General features: G+C 39.0%; 14 protein-coding genes. 4 read left to right on the forward strand and 10 right to left on the reverse strand.

Annotated elements, in window-relative coordinates; genetic code table 11:
- Positions 1-3: 3 nt before the first annotated feature.
- Positions 4-1,962 (reverse strand): ATP-dependent nuclease, encoded by a 1,959-nt coding sequence (locus tag LY624_RS10435; protein ID WP_341802937.1) that lies wholly within the window; start codon positions 1,960-1,962, stop codon positions 4-6.
- 847 nt (positions 1,963-2,809) lie between these two features.
- Here LY624_RS10435 and LY624_RS10440 point away from each other — a divergent pair.
- Both LY624_RS10440 and LY624_RS10445 read left to right on the forward strand, forming a co-directional pair.
- Positions 2,810-4,201: an AAA family ATPase gene (locus LY624_RS10440; protein ID WP_341802938.1), complete on the forward strand. Its 1,392-nt coding sequence runs from the start codon at positions 2,810-2,812 to the stop codon at positions 4,199-4,201.
- On the forward strand, positions 4,188-4,838 hold the full coding sequence (locus tag LY624_RS10445; protein WP_341802939.1) for an HNH endonuclease: 651 nt from the start codon (positions 4,188-4,190) through the stop codon (positions 4,836-4,838). The genes LY624_RS10440 and LY624_RS10445 overlap by 14 nt, the downstream gene beginning before the upstream one ends.
- 317 nt (positions 4,839-5,155) lie before the next feature.
- Here LY624_RS10445 and LY624_RS10450 read toward each other — a convergent pair whose 3' ends face one another.
- The 4 genes from LY624_RS10450 to LY624_RS10465 form a co-directional block, all read right to left on the reverse strand.
- Complete coding sequence (locus LY624_RS10450) at positions 5,156-5,767, reverse strand: NADAR family protein (RefSeq protein WP_341802940.1); 612 nt, start codon at positions 5,765-5,767, stop codon at positions 5,156-5,158.
- A 16-nt stretch (positions 5,768-5,783) separates the two neighbouring features.
- Positions 5,784-6,800, reverse strand: a complete 1,017-nt coding sequence (locus LY624_RS10455) for a phosphoribosyltransferase-like protein (RefSeq protein ID WP_341802941.1) — start codon at positions 6,798-6,800, stop codon at positions 5,784-5,786.
- 272 nt (positions 6,801-7,072) lie between these two features.
- Entirely contained in the window at positions 7,073-9,091 is a 2,019-nt protein-coding gene (locus LY624_RS10460) for an ATP-binding protein (RefSeq protein ID WP_341802942.1), read from the reverse strand.
- Positions 9,092-9,539: 448 nt separating this feature from the next.
- Positions 9,540-9,800 carry a transposase gene (locus LY624_RS10465; RefSeq protein WP_341802943.1) on the reverse strand — a complete coding sequence of 87 codons (261 nt, stop codon included), beginning with the start codon at positions 9,798-9,800 and terminating at the stop codon, positions 9,540-9,542.
- A 96-nt stretch (positions 9,801-9,896) separates the two neighbouring features.
- Here LY624_RS10465 and LY624_RS10470 point away from each other — a divergent pair, with 96 nt between their 5' ends.
- Together LY624_RS10470 and LY624_RS10475 are read left to right on the forward strand one after the other, a co-directional pair.
- Complete coding sequence (locus tag LY624_RS10470) at positions 9,897-10,235, forward strand: helix-turn-helix domain-containing protein (RefSeq protein ID WP_341802944.1); 339 nt, start codon at positions 9,897-9,899, stop codon at positions 10,233-10,235.
- A gap of 171 nt (positions 10,236-10,406) precedes the next feature.
- Entirely contained in the window at positions 10,407-10,634 is a 228-nt protein-coding gene (locus LY624_RS10475) for a hypothetical protein (protein WP_341802945.1), read from the forward strand.
- A gap of 461 nt (positions 10,635-11,095) precedes the next feature.
- Here LY624_RS10475 and LY624_RS10480 read toward each other — a convergent pair whose 3' ends face one another.
- From LY624_RS10480 to LY624_RS10500, 5 genes are read right to left on the reverse strand one after another with little or no spacing between them, the layout of a single operon-like run.
- Positions 11,096-11,677, reverse strand: coding sequence for a hypothetical protein (locus LY624_RS10480; protein ID WP_341802946.1), 582 nt, complete (start codon positions 11,675-11,677; stop codon positions 11,096-11,098).
- Positions 11,670-13,619, reverse strand: a complete 1,950-nt coding sequence (locus LY624_RS10485) for a hypothetical protein (RefSeq protein WP_341802947.1) — start codon at positions 13,617-13,619, stop codon at positions 11,670-11,672. The genes LY624_RS10480 and LY624_RS10485 overlap by 8 nt, the downstream gene beginning before the upstream one ends.
- A complete protein-coding gene (locus LY624_RS10490) occupies positions 13,616-15,772 on the reverse strand; it encodes a hypothetical protein (RefSeq protein ID WP_341802948.1) in 2,157 nt (718 codons plus the stop codon). The genes LY624_RS10485 and LY624_RS10490 overlap by 4 nt, the downstream gene beginning before the upstream one ends.
- On the reverse strand, positions 15,762-16,955 hold the full coding sequence (locus LY624_RS10495) for a site-specific integrase (RefSeq protein ID WP_341802949.1): 1,194 nt from the start codon (positions 16,953-16,955) through the stop codon (positions 15,762-15,764). The genes LY624_RS10490 and LY624_RS10495 overlap by 11 nt, the downstream gene beginning before the upstream one ends.
- A complete protein-coding gene (locus tag LY624_RS10500; RefSeq protein ID WP_341802950.1) occupies positions 16,924-17,733 on the reverse strand; it encodes a 3'-5' exonuclease in 810 nt (269 codons plus the stop codon). Before LY624_RS10500 ends, LY624_RS10495 begins: the two co-directional genes overlap by 32 nt.
- Positions 17,734-17,768 lie beyond the last annotated feature (35 nt).

A 17,768-nucleotide genomic window follows, 5' to 3' on the forward strand; every position in this document is an offset into this window, starting at 1 on the left:
CTCCTAGCTTTGAAGAGCTGCGTGAATAGACTGAACTAAAGCTCTCAGTTCTTCTGGTGCATTCTGGGCCAACTGTTCTGGCGAAATAGTTCCAAGCACTCGGATGTGCGTGCTAGGCTTACCTCTTCCTAAGAACAGGTATCTGTACCAGCGCAGATTAAGCAGGTCATCAGCATAAAATTCAGGGTTTCCCTCGTCGCCCATGACGGCATCACCTGGCTCTCCACGACTAGATGGCCCAGTAGAGCTTTCGTCGGGAGCAATCCGATATTGTTCGGGAAATGCTTTTAGCATCGAAAAATCAATGTCTAATGGGCTGGAGAAGTATAGGTTAAAACGGGGCTGACGAAGATAGCTAACCCAACGACTCATGAATGCATAATCATCACGACCGAAAGTATCAAACTCAGCCAAATTTTCAGATACCCCGTCAGGATGCACTCCCTGAGTAAAAATATTTTCAGCCGGTATTCCATACTCTATTAACTTGGCGACTGCGTTCTTAATCCTTCCCCAGCCACCGCCGTGCCGCCCCCAATCCAGATCGAGTAACGTGATAAAGGGGATCTGTAAATCTGTAAGCAAACGCCACATGTGGTTTACATGTCGGCCCCCCAATGGAACCATAGCGACAAAACACTTATCAATTGGTATTCCCATCGCTTCTGATATAGCAGGAAGAATTACCTCCTCGGAAGCCCCCTCCCCGAGAACTACGACCTTAGCGAAATACAACTCTGGATAGGCTCTCACCGCCTGCTGGATGTACTTTGCAGCTTCATTCTCTTCATCAGGTAAAGTCAGTCGACGAACAACTGTAGTGTTTGATTCTGTTGCTAGCCTGAAGTGTCTTACTTGCGTTGGTTGGATCCTGGCGAGAATACTCGGCGAATGGCTAGATAGTACGGCTTGAGCTCTTAAGCCATTCACTAGGCTGCTGATCTGGCTTATAATTCGAGATAGATAGTATGGGGCTAGGTTATTCTCCGGCTCCTCAAGTGCCAAAATAGTCAATGAGGGCAATGGCAAGTCTGCACCTAGAAAATCTTCACTCTCTGGTTGAGCTAAGATCTCGGTTTCAACATCAAGAGTGGCTGAAGTCATGGCGATGTGAAACAACGAACTTTGGCCATCACTTAGCTCATCAATGCTCCGATCGCGACCACTTTCATCAGGGTGCAGCAGTACCTCTACCTTACGAACAAATTCTTCAAAACGTAGGTCGACTGGACGAAACTTCGGTGTACTATCAGTGCCGGCAGAATGCAGCTCCTGCCAACGGCCTGTGAGCTTTACAGTAACGGTACTAATCGCATTTTCACCCTCAAAGGATTCATTCAGCTCTGTAGCCTTTTGAATAAAAGATGACCGTACTTTCTCTGACCAGTTAATAGCTTTCCAAAGCCGACCTTTCAGAAAGGCTGATACCTGGGAAACTGCACATCGTGTGGCAGGTACGTAAATTAATTGGATTCGAGAACGATCCGCTGGGCGCACATTGTGAAAATCCGCATCTTCTGGCTCACCCCATGTCGTAACCGCGCGAAACTGGCTCGTAATGTACCCATCTATTGAACCATCATCTTCCCATTCCGCATCCAAACGCAAACGGCATTTCAGCTTGCCGCCCTCATCAGTCACGCTCATATGGTGAAAGAAGTCTGGTATCACAGAGTGGTCTTCATCTTCATCATCCAGTTCAGGAAAAGCGACAATGGCTTCAAGCGTGAGAGTCCGCTTACTGGGTGTTTCTTCTTCCAAAGAGGGAATATGAAAATCCTGGCGGCGAATCGTCCGTTGTTCATTTGATATGCCGAACATGCGCTGCAAGGCCTGCATTAAGACCGTTTTCCCAGTGCCATTAGCTCCAACCAAAGTGGTTAGATCCGGATCGACAGCTATGCTCTGCCCCTCTGGCCCGAAACTTCTAAAGTTCTGTAGATTTATTCTCTCGATATGCACAGCAGATCCCTCCCTAAATGCCCAAAGATTAGATGGGGCTTACATTGCAAACTTTCAACTGACAAAACACAGGCATGTTATCGAATATCGGTTACTGGATCAAAAACGACCACCTTAGGGACCGTAATAAGAGCAACGTTGAAGTCGCTTCTCAGGAGTGCTATCGGGTTAGTTATACCCCTTGAAAACTGTTTCCAGACTCTACAATAGTCACCTCCAGACGTCGTATGCCACGGTGGGAATAGGCAAAGTTATCACAAAAGCTCTACCTTAATGGCTTTATCGAAAATTGACAGCATCAACGCTTCAAGGTCCACTATTGACACTGCGCCCCCCTTTCGGCCATGACTAATTTTTGTCCAAAAGTATTTCATGGTTAGGGGCTTAATCGAGCGGATTGCAGCTATTTGCTTGCTTCATTTTTAGCTGTCCATTTACAAGTTTTCAGGCACTATCAAGAAGATGCAACGGTTGATATCCGACTGAGTTAGCTGCATTAACGAGCTTCTTAAATTCAATAGGTTATCCTAATTGTAAGGATTGAGAAGGGACGTGCTGCGCGGTTAAAAAAAGGTTGCCTACAACCCCTGAATTCGCTGTAATATAAACTAAAAAAAAACGACTGAGCGATGCTAGGAAGCGAAAAGTAGGTTAAGGATTGAGCAAATCACCCACTTGCCCCCTTAGGATTAAAAAAGCAAATTCCTATTGCATAAACTACACCAAGCTACGTGCAGGTAACACCTCAGTTCAACAAGGGGTTATGTGACACAAATAACGAATCCCATAAATACTATTACGTTAGCACCCTATGTGATTCATACATTTAGCGATGAGGAAGAATACAATGGATATTTCTCCAATAACGGAGTTCAAGCACGAGAAAAGGATGGTTCCCTTAACTATCCCGTATGAGAGCGATTACTATGAGAACACTTTTACTGTCATCGTAGGAAAGAATGGTGTGGGTAAAAGTCGTTTGCTATCAAACATGGTTAGTGAGTTTGTGACAACTAACAAATCGCCTCAAGGTTATGAAGACCTCTATAACTTTGATTTACATAGCAGAAACGAACGTCGTGTCATTGCTGTATCAACAAGCCCATTTGATAAATTTAAGTTGCCACCAAAGAATCGAATCAAAGAATCTGTTGTTAGAACAAATTATAGATATATTGGCATGAGATCTGGCGGACCCTATGGGATCTCATCGATTTCGCTAATTTCCTCTGCCACAAAGGGTATAATGGAAAGGTTTCTCAAAAATGAAGGTTATGGCAGGCTAAAAGATGTATTCCACACTTTAGGGTTTCTTCCTGAGGCGCGACTCATATTTAAACCGAATTTCAGATTTAATGTGAACTCAATTAAATTAGATAGAACAATTTCAGAAAGAAATAGCTTCGAAATTGAATGGTTAAAGGATCTTTATATCGAAGTTGGACCGAGAGCCTTGGAAGGTTTAAACGAATTAAATGAAAAGGATGTCTACAGAATAAGAAAGGCATTAATTGATTTGCGCCCTCTTTTTGTTTATGAAAAAGCGATATCAGTTGATATAGATTTTGATCATGGTGAAGCATTTAGTATTAATAAGGAAGTCTTTCACAATATTGAATTTTTAGAGTCTATTAACATTCTTCTAAATTATGATTTGATTCGTCTTATGGATATGAAGTTACATAAGAGAGAGTATGGCGATATGTCTTTGCGTCGCGCCAGCTCTGGAGAACAATGTATGCTGGTTATGATGCTGGGTATTGCGGGGCATATAAATGATTCTTCATTAATATTTATAGATGAGCCTGAGATTAGTCTGCATCCAAAGTGGCAAGAAGAGTTTATGTCTTTATTAATCAGAACATTTTCTCAATATCGATCATGTCAGTTCTTTATTGCAACACATTCGCCTCAGATAGTTTCTCAGTTAGAAGGGAAAAATTGTTTTGTCACTTCGTTAACAAAGAACGAAATATTCCCATCGTCGTATTTCAATGATAGATCTTCTGATTTTCAGTTAGCAGAACTTTTTGATGCCCCGGGCTCAAGAAATGAATATATAACTAGGCTGGCATTTTCTCTACTATCCAAAATAAAGAGTAGGAAAGCGGCTGGTGAGAATGAGGTTAAGGAACTAGATAAATTATTAGTATTATGTAACGCAATTAGCCAAAATGATCCAACCTTAGAACTTGTTAAATCGGTAGAGGAGATAGTTAAACACTATGCCTCTTATTAATAATACAATTTGTTTCAGCGGAGATGATAACGCACTCATCGAAGATAAACTTCGATTAGCTACTTTCTCTCATTTGGACTGGAGTGCAAACGAATTAATGCCTATTCGCAGTAAAATTAGAAATTTTTACAGAGACGAACAAAGAGGAGTTTGCGCTTATTGTAAAGATGATGTATCTCTAAGATCTGCCAGCAACGCTCATGTTGAGCATATAGCTCCCAAGTCTTTGTATTTATCTTTTATGTTTGAACCAAAAAACCTTTGTGTTATCTGTGCTGATTGCAATGAGATAAAAAGAAATCAAGAGGTTATGAATGAAGCAGTTGATACGTTTTCCAATAACGTTAAGAGCTACCCGAGATCTTCAGGCGCTTTCAAAATAGTCCATCCATTGTTTGATAATTATGATGAGCACATCTTGAAAAAAGGTCGTGTATATATCGACAGAAGCACAAAAGGTGCATTTACCATTGGTGTTTGTAAGCTAAACCGCTACTTTCATGAGTTCGGCGTAGATGACGAATTTGTTAATGACGAGGAATTGGTTGGCCAAATGAACGAATACATTGGCTCTCAGAGTACACTGCAAAAAGCAGGGATATTGAACAGGCTACGAGATATACTATTTAATTTGTGACAAATTTTATCCTAACAAGCCGAGGCACGTTTGGCTGGATCACACCTTGCATTGCGCATGATATAGGCCGTAACTGTTTGCTATTCGCTCTATTGAGACCTTAACTCTAAATCATTTTGGGGCAAAGGCGCGTTAAATTTATAACCCGTCTATGGAAAGTTAGAACCGAAGACGGCTCTGTCCCAAAAGCGGGCGGTGGTAACGCTGCATTAAGTTGTAAGCAACGCTACCACAAAATTTGGCCAAACTATCGTAAACACAAAGCCAACGATAGAATGAAAAATACCATGTGTTGGGAAACACTCTAAAACGCATTATCAAATATCAAACATATTCGACTGAGGTGGCTCAATTTTCTTTTTATCAGCTTCATAGACAAAGCTAATGCTTTTGCCATATAACTTAAAATTATCTATTTTAAGCGGAGCCACTGACATAAAATTTTCTTTATTATTAGCTTTAATATGCTCTCTTAGTTCCATTAAAAGCCTCCCAAGAGCATTTACGCCTAAAAATATACTCCCCTCTAATGGCTTAGCCCCCCAAAAAGGGTCTTTATTAGATAGTTCTACAATTTCTTTATCAGCAGTTTCAAGTAAAACTTTCGCAAAGGCGTCCCAATTTTGAGCTAGCTTTACGCGAAGAACCCACTTCATAATCAAGACTCTGACTTGATCCCAATCTTTACGCGTTTCGGCTATGTGAGGCTTTCCTACCATTTTTGCCGTCATAGGACTACTTTGCTCTAAAATTTTCCGCTGAACATCAGGCAAGTCTGGAAAGCGACAAGCCTGATACAATGCCTCTACACTTCTGACTGGGATATTGTTCACCACAACAGAAAAGCCTGCACACATATTAGATAACTCTCCCCATTTTTCAGTTGTTTTCTTAAATGCGACTACGTTTCTAATATCGTATTGCTTCATCTGATGATTCTTCATCTCAATCCCCGTAAGTATCTCTTTGCAACAAAGGGTACCATTTACTGAAAGGATGCCAATCAGGTGCTTCAGGATCTCCCCACCAAAAAACTAGAGGGTTATTATTTGGACAGTTTCTAAAACTAAATATGGTTGAACCAAACCCAAATTCATTAAACTGATGATAGCCGAGCGGCTTAACTACCCGACTATTGTTCTTTGAAAAGCCAAGGATTTTCAAACCGTGTTTCAGAAGTATTTTTTCATACTCCTCTCTTCTAGGTCTTGAAAAAACACTATTTTTAATACCATTTTCAACCCTGTATTGAGGATCATAACCGTGTTCTTCAATATAATTTACAACTTCTGGAATCTCTTCGACACAAGATGTCGGCCAAAAGACCTCAGAAAAATCCTTACGAAAAAGTCTATTTTCAAGTCGACGATTTGTAAATGAGCAAAATTCAAGCTCAACGTTTATCCCCAGTAAAGAGATCAGGGCTTCTAGTCGTTTTTTTAAACTGTATTGACCATATAGGTACCAGCCAATAGTTACGATACATATTCTACACTCATTAGGCATTGTCTCTCTAAGCCAGAAGCTCAAATCACTATAGACTCTCCCGCCTGAAAATATGAAATCATCAATATATAGATATTCTCTTGATTCGCAGTTAATTATATTATCTATGTTGTATACTTCACTCAGCTTGGAGCAAAATATATCATTCAGTTCTTTTTGGCTGCTTCCTTTGCGCTGAATTTCCAATAGTGAAACAGAATTCCAATAATTATCTTTATTCTCACCATAAACAACTTGTGAAGATATAATCGCATCAACCAATTTGTTGAATGACTCTCTAGAGATGAAGTTTTTCTTTAAAATTCGATTCGTTTCTTGTAGTACTATTTGCCTTTCATCTACATCAAATTGCTCTACCCACCGCCATACATGAGCCTTATCATATTCACCAAACTCACCATTGCGGTAGTTTGAGATAACAGTTGCTATACTTAAACATAGTTCTTCATTTGTCATAATCATCTCCTTACTATTATGACGTTTAACAATATTAACCAACTAGCCGCTGGGTAGTTTTCCTACCCTGAGATTCCTAGCTGTAATACATTGTAAACTTTTAACATTTATCCTAACTAATTACTATTACAGTATTTTACATTTAATAGAGAAGCTATGGCTTAGTTGCTTATTGTCAGTCGACAATTATTTGTAATTGGGCTCATCTGGAAACTAGTTTATTAAAATACAACTAACTAGGATAAACTGTCCACTTTCTGCTAGAGGGCTTGTTAACTCATTGGTAAGCCAAGCTTGTCGAAGAATGCGTTATTTCGTTCTTTCGCCAAGTTAACTAAGCGATCAAACGAAATAACTTCGATATATGCTTTAAAGCCCTTGTTGTAACCGAAGTAGCCTAGATGGTCATGAGTTACTTGCAAATCTAGCATCTTACATCTCTTAAGCAAAGATGATGTGAGGTCAGCAATCACATAGCAATAACCTGGAATGTCACTAGCATGTGGAATAGGACGACCTTGCGGTGTTTTCGTTTCACCATCTCTCACTCTCTCTAGGTAGCCAAGTGCCTGCTCAATAGGATCTTTATCTTCTCCTGCCTTAGCATCATTACGCATAGGTCGTTTTATCTCGACCACCGTAATTGAAGCAAGCGGCATAGACTTATTATTCGACACTAACATTGGATTATCATAGATGTTCATGGCCAGTAAATCAGGTTCTTTAGCGCTGCCAGTATCGACAATAGGCATAGCAGAGAGTGGTTTATCGGATGCTAGATAATTGTGGAATGCCAGACGCTCATCAACTAGCCATAGGTTGCAAGAGTCTAGGAAGACTTCACTTGACTCTTTTCTCATAGGCATGATTAGCTCATGGATGATTTCTTCCTTAGCATATTTACCCTCAGAAGTACGCTCGATAGACTTTTCTAGTAAATCGATGATAACTTTACGATGAGATACGTAATTGGCTAGGTCAGACTTTTTCAAGTCTTCTACTTTTTGTAAATAGCTCTGGATACGTTCTTCATACTCTTCAGCTTGCTCATTGCATTTTGGGGTCATGATATGCTGGCCTTCGAATAGCAACTGACGCTCTACTGCATACCATTGCTCATGAAGATGCAACTCAACATCTTTATCAGACTTATCAGGATCAATAATCAAGTCTTTTTCTTCAATGTAGTTAGTAATTGGACGATAACGAGGAGCTTGAGTCACGATATACTCATCGATCCTACGCTTACCCGCTGAGATATTCTCTTCTAAGACATCTTTTAGGTAAGCTTGTGCTCTCTTAAGAACATCTTCACGAATAACCTTTAGTGAAAGCTCTTGGTTAGCAAAAAGACCATCAAAGCTTTCCGCTATTTCAAATGATGTTCGTTCTGCCCGAACGTTGTCATCTAAGAACTTAGACGATACGTAACAAGTATATATAAACTCTCCAGAGTCATCAGAAATCTTCTGATATAGGCCCGGAAGTTTGCCTTGAATACCCTCTTCTTTTACTAAGCGATTCGCAGCACATAGAGATAGTTGGTGCTTCTTATTAACCGAAGCCCTGAACTTGATATGTGTAAGCTCAAACATCTCTCCAAGAATTTCAATCTGTTCATGTGCTGCCTGTGAGTGCATGTGATCATCAAACAACTGATATAGGTTGACGGTTTCTAAACCATCTTCAACAAAGATCTGAGGTACACCACCTTCACGAACAAAATACCATAGACAGTGTTCTAGCAGTGCATTAGCAATTGTTTCAGTACCTGATGGGACAGCTTTTCTATACGCTTTATCAAAATTATTAAGTGATACTACAGAGCCAGTTTGCTCCTGCTTTGATGGTGAAACCTTATTGCCATGCACACCGTTACTACTGTTAAAAGCGAACTCACGGTGGCTAAAACTTTCTTGTTCAGAAAAGACACTAGATACACTTACTTGGTCAAATACCTTAAGCCACAATAAGCGGCCAACACCACGACACCCTTTATCTATCTTGTGGTCAGAGTCTAAGGTCTGGAAGGAGTTAAAATTTATGTCGTTGAAACCACAACCATTGTCTACGACTTTAAATCCAAGAATAGGCGCACAAGACCCACCAATATCCATCTCCCCTTGTGGTTCACGAATTATGGTTAGAGTTATTTTGCCTTGGTCTATGTTGCCTTTTTCTTCAATAGAGTGAATAGAGTTAACAACCGCCTCAAACACTGGCATCAATCCATGATTTCTTGGCAAAGAAGTATTTCTAAGTCGACCTCTTAGGTTCGTGTGTAAGCTCATCGCCAGTCCCTTGAGTTTAATATCGTGTTTTTAATTTTAGGTTAGGAAAGTATGTTATTGCATAATTGGTTATAGATTAAGTGATATTCTCAAATTTACCGAACTTAATTACCATTTTAGGACTTAGCTTCTCAAAAAAAAATTTTATTTGCTATTTCATACTGCATTACAATTCAACCTATTCGTCAATGCTACTAAAGAATAAAGTCAGTGGATGACTATTCAAATACGCAATTGAAAAGTTGTAACTCGTAGTAGGTAGAAAAAATTACGCCTGAAAGTCCGGTCCGTTTATGCCACAAAGCAACTATTCGCAATTATATTTCATTCAAAAAATCAACTGTGACAGTTCAAGTTAATACTTATTCAATTAAGCACGTGAAAACAAAGCAAACTAGTTCATTCAAACCAATCCCATAGCCTTTGCTCACGCTTCTAATCAAATATATTAGTGAAGCTCTTTAGCAAATATTGATGCAGCTTTAATCAAAATATCTCGCTCTCTTGATAACTCTTCTAGACGTTTTTCAAGTGAATTAACAATCAAGCTATATTTCGAGTTTTCTAGTTGCTTCGCTAATTGTATCCAATGATACAAAGTGCTCTGACCTATGTTCAAATCTTTAGCAACATCTGCAACCCGCTCTCCTTCGGACAATACCCTTCTTGTCGCTGATAACTTTATTTCATCTGAGTAAGTCTTACTCACAATTATATTCCTCGATAGTTGCTTAGGATTCCTAAGTATACATGATAGAGTAAAACTTAGAGAATCTAAGTACCAGCTTTTTATTATGATTAACCTTTGGATTTTATTAACCCCCTTCCGGTTCGGCTTAAAGAAGCTAGGACAAGAGCAAAAATTTCTCAAAGAGACTTGGGAATTAAAATTGGTCTGGAACCGAGCTCTGCGAGTGGGCGTATGAACCATTATGAAAAAGGCAGACATACACCAGATTTGCAAACTTTAAAGCGAATAGCTGAAGAACTACATGTTCCACTAAACTATTTCTTTTGTGAAAATGATGATATGGCCAAGCTTGTTATGTTATTCGATCAGTTATCTCAAGAAGAAAAGCTGAAGCTTTTAAATCAACTTGAAAAAAATAAAAATTCAAAACATCGTCCAACAGGAAGCATCTAGTCAATCAAAACTTTCATTAGTTGTATAAGTCTTAACTTGATCTGTCAGGTTTAATTTTCAGATCTTAACCAAACCTGACAGTCTCAAGCTTGCCAAAAGGAGAAGTTCAAGAAATTGAAGTATAATAAAAGCTAAACGCTGAATCGACACGCTATAAACATAGGTTAAATTATGATTGTTACTGTTGGTAAAAACGGGGCAATTCCTTTGCCCCCTGATGATGATCTCAATGAAGAAAACAAATTAAAAATTGGTGACATTCTGCTATGTACACTTATGAAAGATAAACGCTCGATTAAGCTTGAAAAGTTTTTAGATCAATCTTTAAATGATGAACAAATTAAAGCTCACGGCTATTTATGTCGTGTAGAAGAACTTAACCCCGCAGATTTTGAGTAATTTATTCTGATCTTTCCGAAGATAAGTTAGATATGGCTATCACATCGATAAAATCAATCAACTCAAAACAAGACTTAGAAAATGCACTCAAGCGTGTAGATGAGCTTTAGGACGCTGCTGAACCTAACATTCTTGAAGGAGAAGAGCTTGTTATACTTACGCAATTAATCGAAAATTACGAGTGAATGAGCGTTGTTCGCTCATAGCTGTCTGTCAGATGAAGTCCAAACTTATTCATCGAAATTGTAAGATCAGATATGAGCTACTACACATTAGTAAATTGAAATAGCATCGTTTATATCTTGTCAAATAAATCATGTTTTAACTAGATATTCCTGAACACAAGCTAATGCTAGCAAAGCGTAAAAATCAGAGACATAGTAACTTAGCCAAGTTCAATACAGGGCTGAAGTAAGCAAACTATAGAACATTGACACATTCTGGGCTGAACAATACGGTTATTAATTATGCTTCTGAGGTGAGATATTGATTGATTTTATTAGTTGCTTATTAGTTTCACGTAATTCAGCAACTTGATTTTGTAGAGTTTGATTCTCACGTCGTAACTCAGCAAGTTCCGCTGATATGTTTTTATGAGACTCAGTTAATGTACTACTTAGCAAAGCCTCGGCAATCTTAGCGTAATCATGATTTCTATACTCCATTATCTGATGTCTGATTAATGCATTTTCTTTACGTACCTCCTCTGCTGTTTTCTTTCGGGAAGCTCTAGAGCGAAGCTTTTCTTGAGCTAAAGCAATTAGCTCTTCCGTACGGTCTTTAATCCACTTATGGAGATCTGGGTTTTTTCGCTCACTAATATTACTTTTGTCACACCCAGCTGCCAAAGCGACTTGAGAAGCAACAATCTTACGACATTTCCCATCGGAAGCTTTCCCAGCTAGTATTTCAGCTTTCTTTGCTTCGAACTGTTTTTTAGCTTCTAAATAAAGCCTTCTCTGGAGTACAGTTGCATTGGTAATCCATTCTGGTTCATGGAGAGAGGAGCTAGCCGTTTTCTTATAATTTAAAAGTCTACTCATTGTCCATTTCCTTTAACCGACTTTCACCAACCCTTATATGCTTTCTACTTGCATCAGCTAAGCGTGAAAGTTCTACAGGTAGAGCCTCTATGAACTCCTCATGCGCTATTAACGAACGTTCAATCCCTACTCTTTGTAATTTTGTATTGCAACTATGAATACAGCTAGCACAGACCTCAAAAGAGCGTAGCTCTTCGACCATTGTTGTTCCTAAATCTTTATTGAAACATTTTGCGTATTGCTCCTCCCCTTTCCTGAGTAGACAGTAGCCCCACTCATCAACAGTAATAATAATACTCTCAGAGAGGTTTGCTATAGTTAGTTCAAAGTCGTCTGGGGAGATCACGCTGGCCTTATTCAGCTCCATCCGAGCACGCTTTGCAGCTGGTCCGTATAATCTAATCATTGATTCATCACTTCCTCCGATACTACGTAAAATTTCTTCGATATAAGAGTTTTCAATAGCATCGCGTTCGCGTTCTCTAAGAGCCTTCTCATAGTATGCTCTTATAAAGTTATCAGACAATCGGTGCCGGAAATGCTCTGAAATCCGCTCTATAACAGCGCCATCAAATCTACGTATACAATATTCAGCCCAAAGATGCCTAGCCTGATGAGGACTAGTTTCACTATGAATACTGGCCAATTCTGGGTGTTGGTTTATAACTTTACTGTAAAACTTTTGAAATGCTCCTCTAATAGTCTGTTCAGGATGCTCCCCCCAAATGCCAACCTTCAACAAATCGGAAAGAGTTGCTCGTTTTCCGAAAGTACATAAATGGCTACATCTAAAAGATCTAAGAAATACAGGAGCATTTTCTGAGACTTTATCAACGTATGAGCATTCTATTAACGTATTCAAGGCAAAAGCTGTCATACCATGAAGAAATCTAGGAGCTTTTATAGAATAATTCGTTTTATGGATCTGATTTCGAAACTCCCATGTCCCATCTTTGTGGTAAATAAAATCTTTTGTATTAAATGTCGTCCACTCACTGATACGAAAGCCGCTTAAAACCAAAAGGATGTATGTAGCTGCTGCATATAGATCTGCAACGAAAGCACTAAAAGCTCCTTGCCTAAAAAAATCGACAGATTCTCCAGCTAACTCTTTCTCTAAAATTAATTTCAATTCAGTTCTCTTTGCTGAGAGCGCTTTAAAATTCCTTCGATCTGAGTTATGTATTCTATTTTCTACAAACAAGTTATCTTTTGAAGATAACACGTTTGCTGCGCTTATATCATGATTATCTCTAATGAATTTGAAATATGCTCTAGCCGCATTTGCATGGGGAGATTCGATAAGTTCTATTGCATTTGCTAATACAACCATGCCATTTTCGATAGGAATAGATCCGAAACTACCGCCTTTAAGCCAAGCGCCTAAACTCACACCAGATTTAGACAAATAAGGCTCAAGTAGACTCTCAGAAAAACGTTTACTTACTTCTACGCGTAAGCCATCTACAATTGATGCATCCATGAAGTACTGATGACTTCGATACAATATATGCCTATACCCTTCTTCCTGCCCATGGTGTCGCACACATATATCACCCTCATCATCGACATATAGCATGACGTATTTCAGGAAAGAGACAACATCGGTCTCAGTCCACCGTGACAAAGGGATGCGGGAATGATTCAACTCCCAATATTCACAGAGATCTCTCAACTTATTGATAATAGGGTTCCAAGTACCTTGATCACTAACTACAATTTTTTGGTCATTGTTAACATATCCATCAGCACGCCTTAAAATAAATGATTGCGCCCAAATAGTTTTATCGTCACTACACTCCCACTCCGAAAAATCAATTCTGCGTATCAGTTTATCCTCATCATGGATGTACCAAGCTGGATCACCCAGATTATTAGGAAGTTTGTTGGCATTCTTTTCAAACAGTGAAGGACTGATCCCCTCGAGATTCTTGGCTCTCATAACTTCTCCACAAAGATAGGTGGTGCAGGGATATCAAAGCACTTCATAAGCTCAATGCCAGCCTTAACTGTATGCGGCTCAAAGCTATTTAAAATTCCATCGATATAGATATATCGAGATAGATAGTAAGCTTTTTGGCGATTGGATATAACTATTTGCTCTTGAAGTTTTTTCTTTATTTCTGCTTGATATGACAGCATTAAAGCAGCTGTTATTGGAAGCTCAACTATTAACTTTTCTGATCCTGTTTTTATATCACCAAAACAACCTACCTCAGTTTCGTGTTTCTCGCACTCTTTAAGCAACTCAGAAAAAGCTACCATATCTTCAGATTCTTTTTGAAAGCCTTTAAGGCCAAGCACGTTTCTGGCCTCTGACAAAGAAACGACTTTGGTTTTAGAGTTTGATAGAACTGCAATCAGGTTCTGAGCATCTTTGATCATCTCTTCACTGACTATCTCTGAAAACCACTTACGTTCGTTGATTCTTGTCAGTGCCTCACTTCTATTAATATAGATATTCTGCCTCACATCTGATGTATGAGCATTCAAGGCAGCATTCACTTCAGATTGACTAAACATCTCATACGCACTTTGCTTTTCCCGAACTCCACGCTTATCGTTAATAATTGCAACAGACTGAGCCACATATGAAAGTCCTAAAGATCTTAAGGCTAACTCTGTACTTCCTTTAGTTTGCCCTTTATCTTTCTCGAGATACCAAATATCATTTTGGGTGCATATATCTGTTATAAGCTCAATAAATGGCTTCGTGATTGGGTATTTTTTTAAGAGCCAACTTCTTAAATATGACCCTTTTAATGCTACAGATAGAATCGGATCTAAATGGGAGCATCGTTCAAATGTTAATCTTAGTTGAGTTGGTTGAGGATTTACTCCTGCTAAGCTCTTAATTTCATTATCAGTGCTAGCCAAAGCAATGTATTCTTTATATGCATTATGTACTGCTGAGCCTTTACTATACATTTGCGAAGTATACTCTGTAGCTGTGGATCTATTCTTGCCAAAGTCCCAAGATCCTGTTTCTCCTGAAATATAATAATCTCCAACCTTTAGTTCAATTTGGCCTGATAATTGTATTCGTTCACTTGCAAGAAGCCATGAAATCAAAACCTTTTCTGCTTGAATTGGTTTGTCTAGTGATTCATATGAACACCTGTCAAAACTTGCTGAGCTTACAACTTTTCCCTTTTTCGCTTTATGAAGTAGATAGTTCCGATCTCGCCTCAAGAAGCCGTTTCTTGTTAGATGCAATTTCATAAGTTCCTTTTGCTCTTCTAGCGTAAAAGTACCTTTGCTATTTTGTATAAGTCGACGAGAGAGAGGACAATTCAATAATAAACGTTCTATTAGCAATGGGTTGTCAGATGAACTTATAGCATTCCATAGCGGTCTTATAAACGCCTCTACAACATCAGCTTTTACACTTCTTATATAGCCATGCCTAACTTGCTTAGCAGTCGCTCCTGTTAATTTGTTAATATTGGCTCTTGCCTCTTTAACCTCAGCATTTGAAAGAAGGTAACTTCTTTGTTCTCTTAAGATTTTAAGCATGACAACACAAAACATACGTAATGATTTTACAAGTGTTTGATCGTCATACTCTAATTTACTCAGTTCTGATAATGCTTTTCGAGTGGCTGATGATTGGCGAGAAATTTTAGGAACTCTCTTCTGGGTTGCATTTACTCGAGCATGTGCCATTGTAGCTCGCTTATTGCCTTTTTCTGTTGCCAAATACCATTTCAGCGCTGTATTTACAGTGGCAACATCACCCTGAATAGACACTTTTCGTTTCTTTAAATAGCTGGTCCAGTCTGGGTGGAGTGCTGTTAAATCACATTCTCCTTCTTCTCCAAACTTTTCATCAAGAAAATTGAATAACTTTATGAAACATTGGTACTTCCCTTTCCGAGTGATACTAGCTTGACTAAGGAAAGGCTCCGACTTGCAGTAAGCTACTATAGCCAGACACAAAGGATCACTCTCGAGTCGATTAGGTATACGGAGTGTATGGTAAGAAGGATTATGTCTCTTAGAGTTAGAAGCTGTAAATATTGCAAATGTTGGATCACTATTAATTGGTGTTACGTCACCCAAAGCATAGGCGGCTAACCAACTTTTATCTTTCACTTACATCTTCCATTGAGATATCAAGATCTGATCTATTTGTCCTACGACCAGATGTGAGTGCATCAACCGTAATATAAGCAGCCAAGGTTTTTTTATCAACATGACCGAGACGGACTAATAAAAGCTCTTTTGGATCTGTACCATCCTCGTATGCCTCTCCAACTAAGTCAGTTGCATAACTATGCCTTCCTGAATGAAAGCTGATGCCTTTAAGGCATTTCTTCGCAAGAATGAACTTTCGCTTGGGGTTTGTGCAATAGTCACCGTAGTTAGCCAGCAATGATGGCATTGCCTTATTCCGTGCCTGTTTGAACCAACTAGTTGCTGGCGTGCTCTCGCTAGAAAAAGCAAGTCCATCGCTACGACACAGAAGTTCTCCTTCCGGAAGCTTACTGCGAGGACCATTCAAAAAACGCTTTATAAACACAATATCCTTTTGTTTTATCACTATAGGCCTCTCTTTATTCCCCTTTTCCGAACGAATATCCATTTCTATCTCCGATTCACCTCGGACATGCATCTCAGAAATTAGAGCTCGTAACCCCCTAGTTGTAAAATTTCCTTTAAGAGTTACTTCGTGGGCTCTGAGACCACTATTCCTACCAAGACGAATCCCGATAAGATTCCTCATTCGAATAAAAGCTGACTTACTTGTGACGTTATTTTCGATTTCATCAAAAAGCAATCTATCTATGTATTGTGATTTCACTCTTCTTGGAGTAATTGATCCTGAACGGTACTCCGTTACTGATACACCTTTATTAAAATAAAAAGAGAAATCTGTATATGATTCTAAAACTGGTAATCGCTCTAGTGAGAATTTGTAGAATGCACTGAGCGTTGAGGCTGCCCGCTGTATAGTGGCATCAGAATTACCACGCTCAACTTTTAAAAAAGACAAGTAGCCAGCGCGCTCTGCATCTGTCAGCCGTCGCCAATCTAGAGAAACCTTTTCGTGAAGGTTTTCTGGGAATTCGAGAGTGTTTAAAAACAAAGCCAGATCACTAGCTCTAGATTTCTGTGTACTGAGCTTTTGCCCTTTAGAAGAACCGAGCAATAAAAAAAGGCAAGCAGGAACATGGAAATGCTCTTCACCAAAAGACTTATCGTCACGAATCAAAAAGTATGTATCGATCAGACCAATTGGGCTATTAATTCCAGTAATTTTGAGCTTTTTCCACATAAGAAAATATACGTAGGCGATTTATGTTGACTTTAGTAGGTAATAAATATAAGTCAACAAATGAACTTAAAAAGTACTCATCTTGATAAACATTCCAACCAATAATAACATCAGGGTCAACTGTTTGAATTTGTTCACATAGCTTAGTAAGCAGGTCTATTTCATCAACACACCATTGAATATCAAAATCACGCTCTGATGTATCAAGCGGCTCACCTATCATTAAAACAGTATCGACATTGTCCCCCACTAAACCAACAGAAAATAAGACTCCGTCCCCACTGCACTCAATATCTAATGAGAGACTTGTAAACTGAGGTGTGAAATCATTATTTTGTTTAAACTTAACATCTGTTAACACGCGAAGCGGTGAAGATTGTACGACGCGCCCCTTTGCCCACACCGCACCTTTTATAAAACGCTCCATCAAAAAGCGATCTACCGGCCTAATATCGTCTTCATAGACATTCACAAAGTGGGCTTTAAGTTGTTTCGCTGCTTTATAGTAATGTTTTAAGGACGAAAAATGACAGGCTACAACAGGGTGTTGTTGAAATGTTTTTAACGATATATGTTTAATTTCACAGTGAATTTGGTACTCATTAAAAAGGCGGTTGACAGTGTTCAGATCTTGCTCACGAACAAAAAATACAGCCTTTTGCGGCGAACTAATAAGTTTAACAGGCCCTTGCTCTGACAAGATCCATATTACGATAGATATACCTTTGGCATTATCAAAACATTGTGTAGAAAGAATAAAGCCAGAAGTAAGCTGCATGTAAAAACCTTTTAGCCTAAATAAGAGTAAAGCAA

The organism is Pseudoalteromonas sp. N1230-9 (assembly GCF_032716425.1).
Classification (GTDB): Bacteria; Pseudomonadota; Gammaproteobacteria; order Enterobacterales; family Alteromonadaceae; genus Pseudoalteromonas.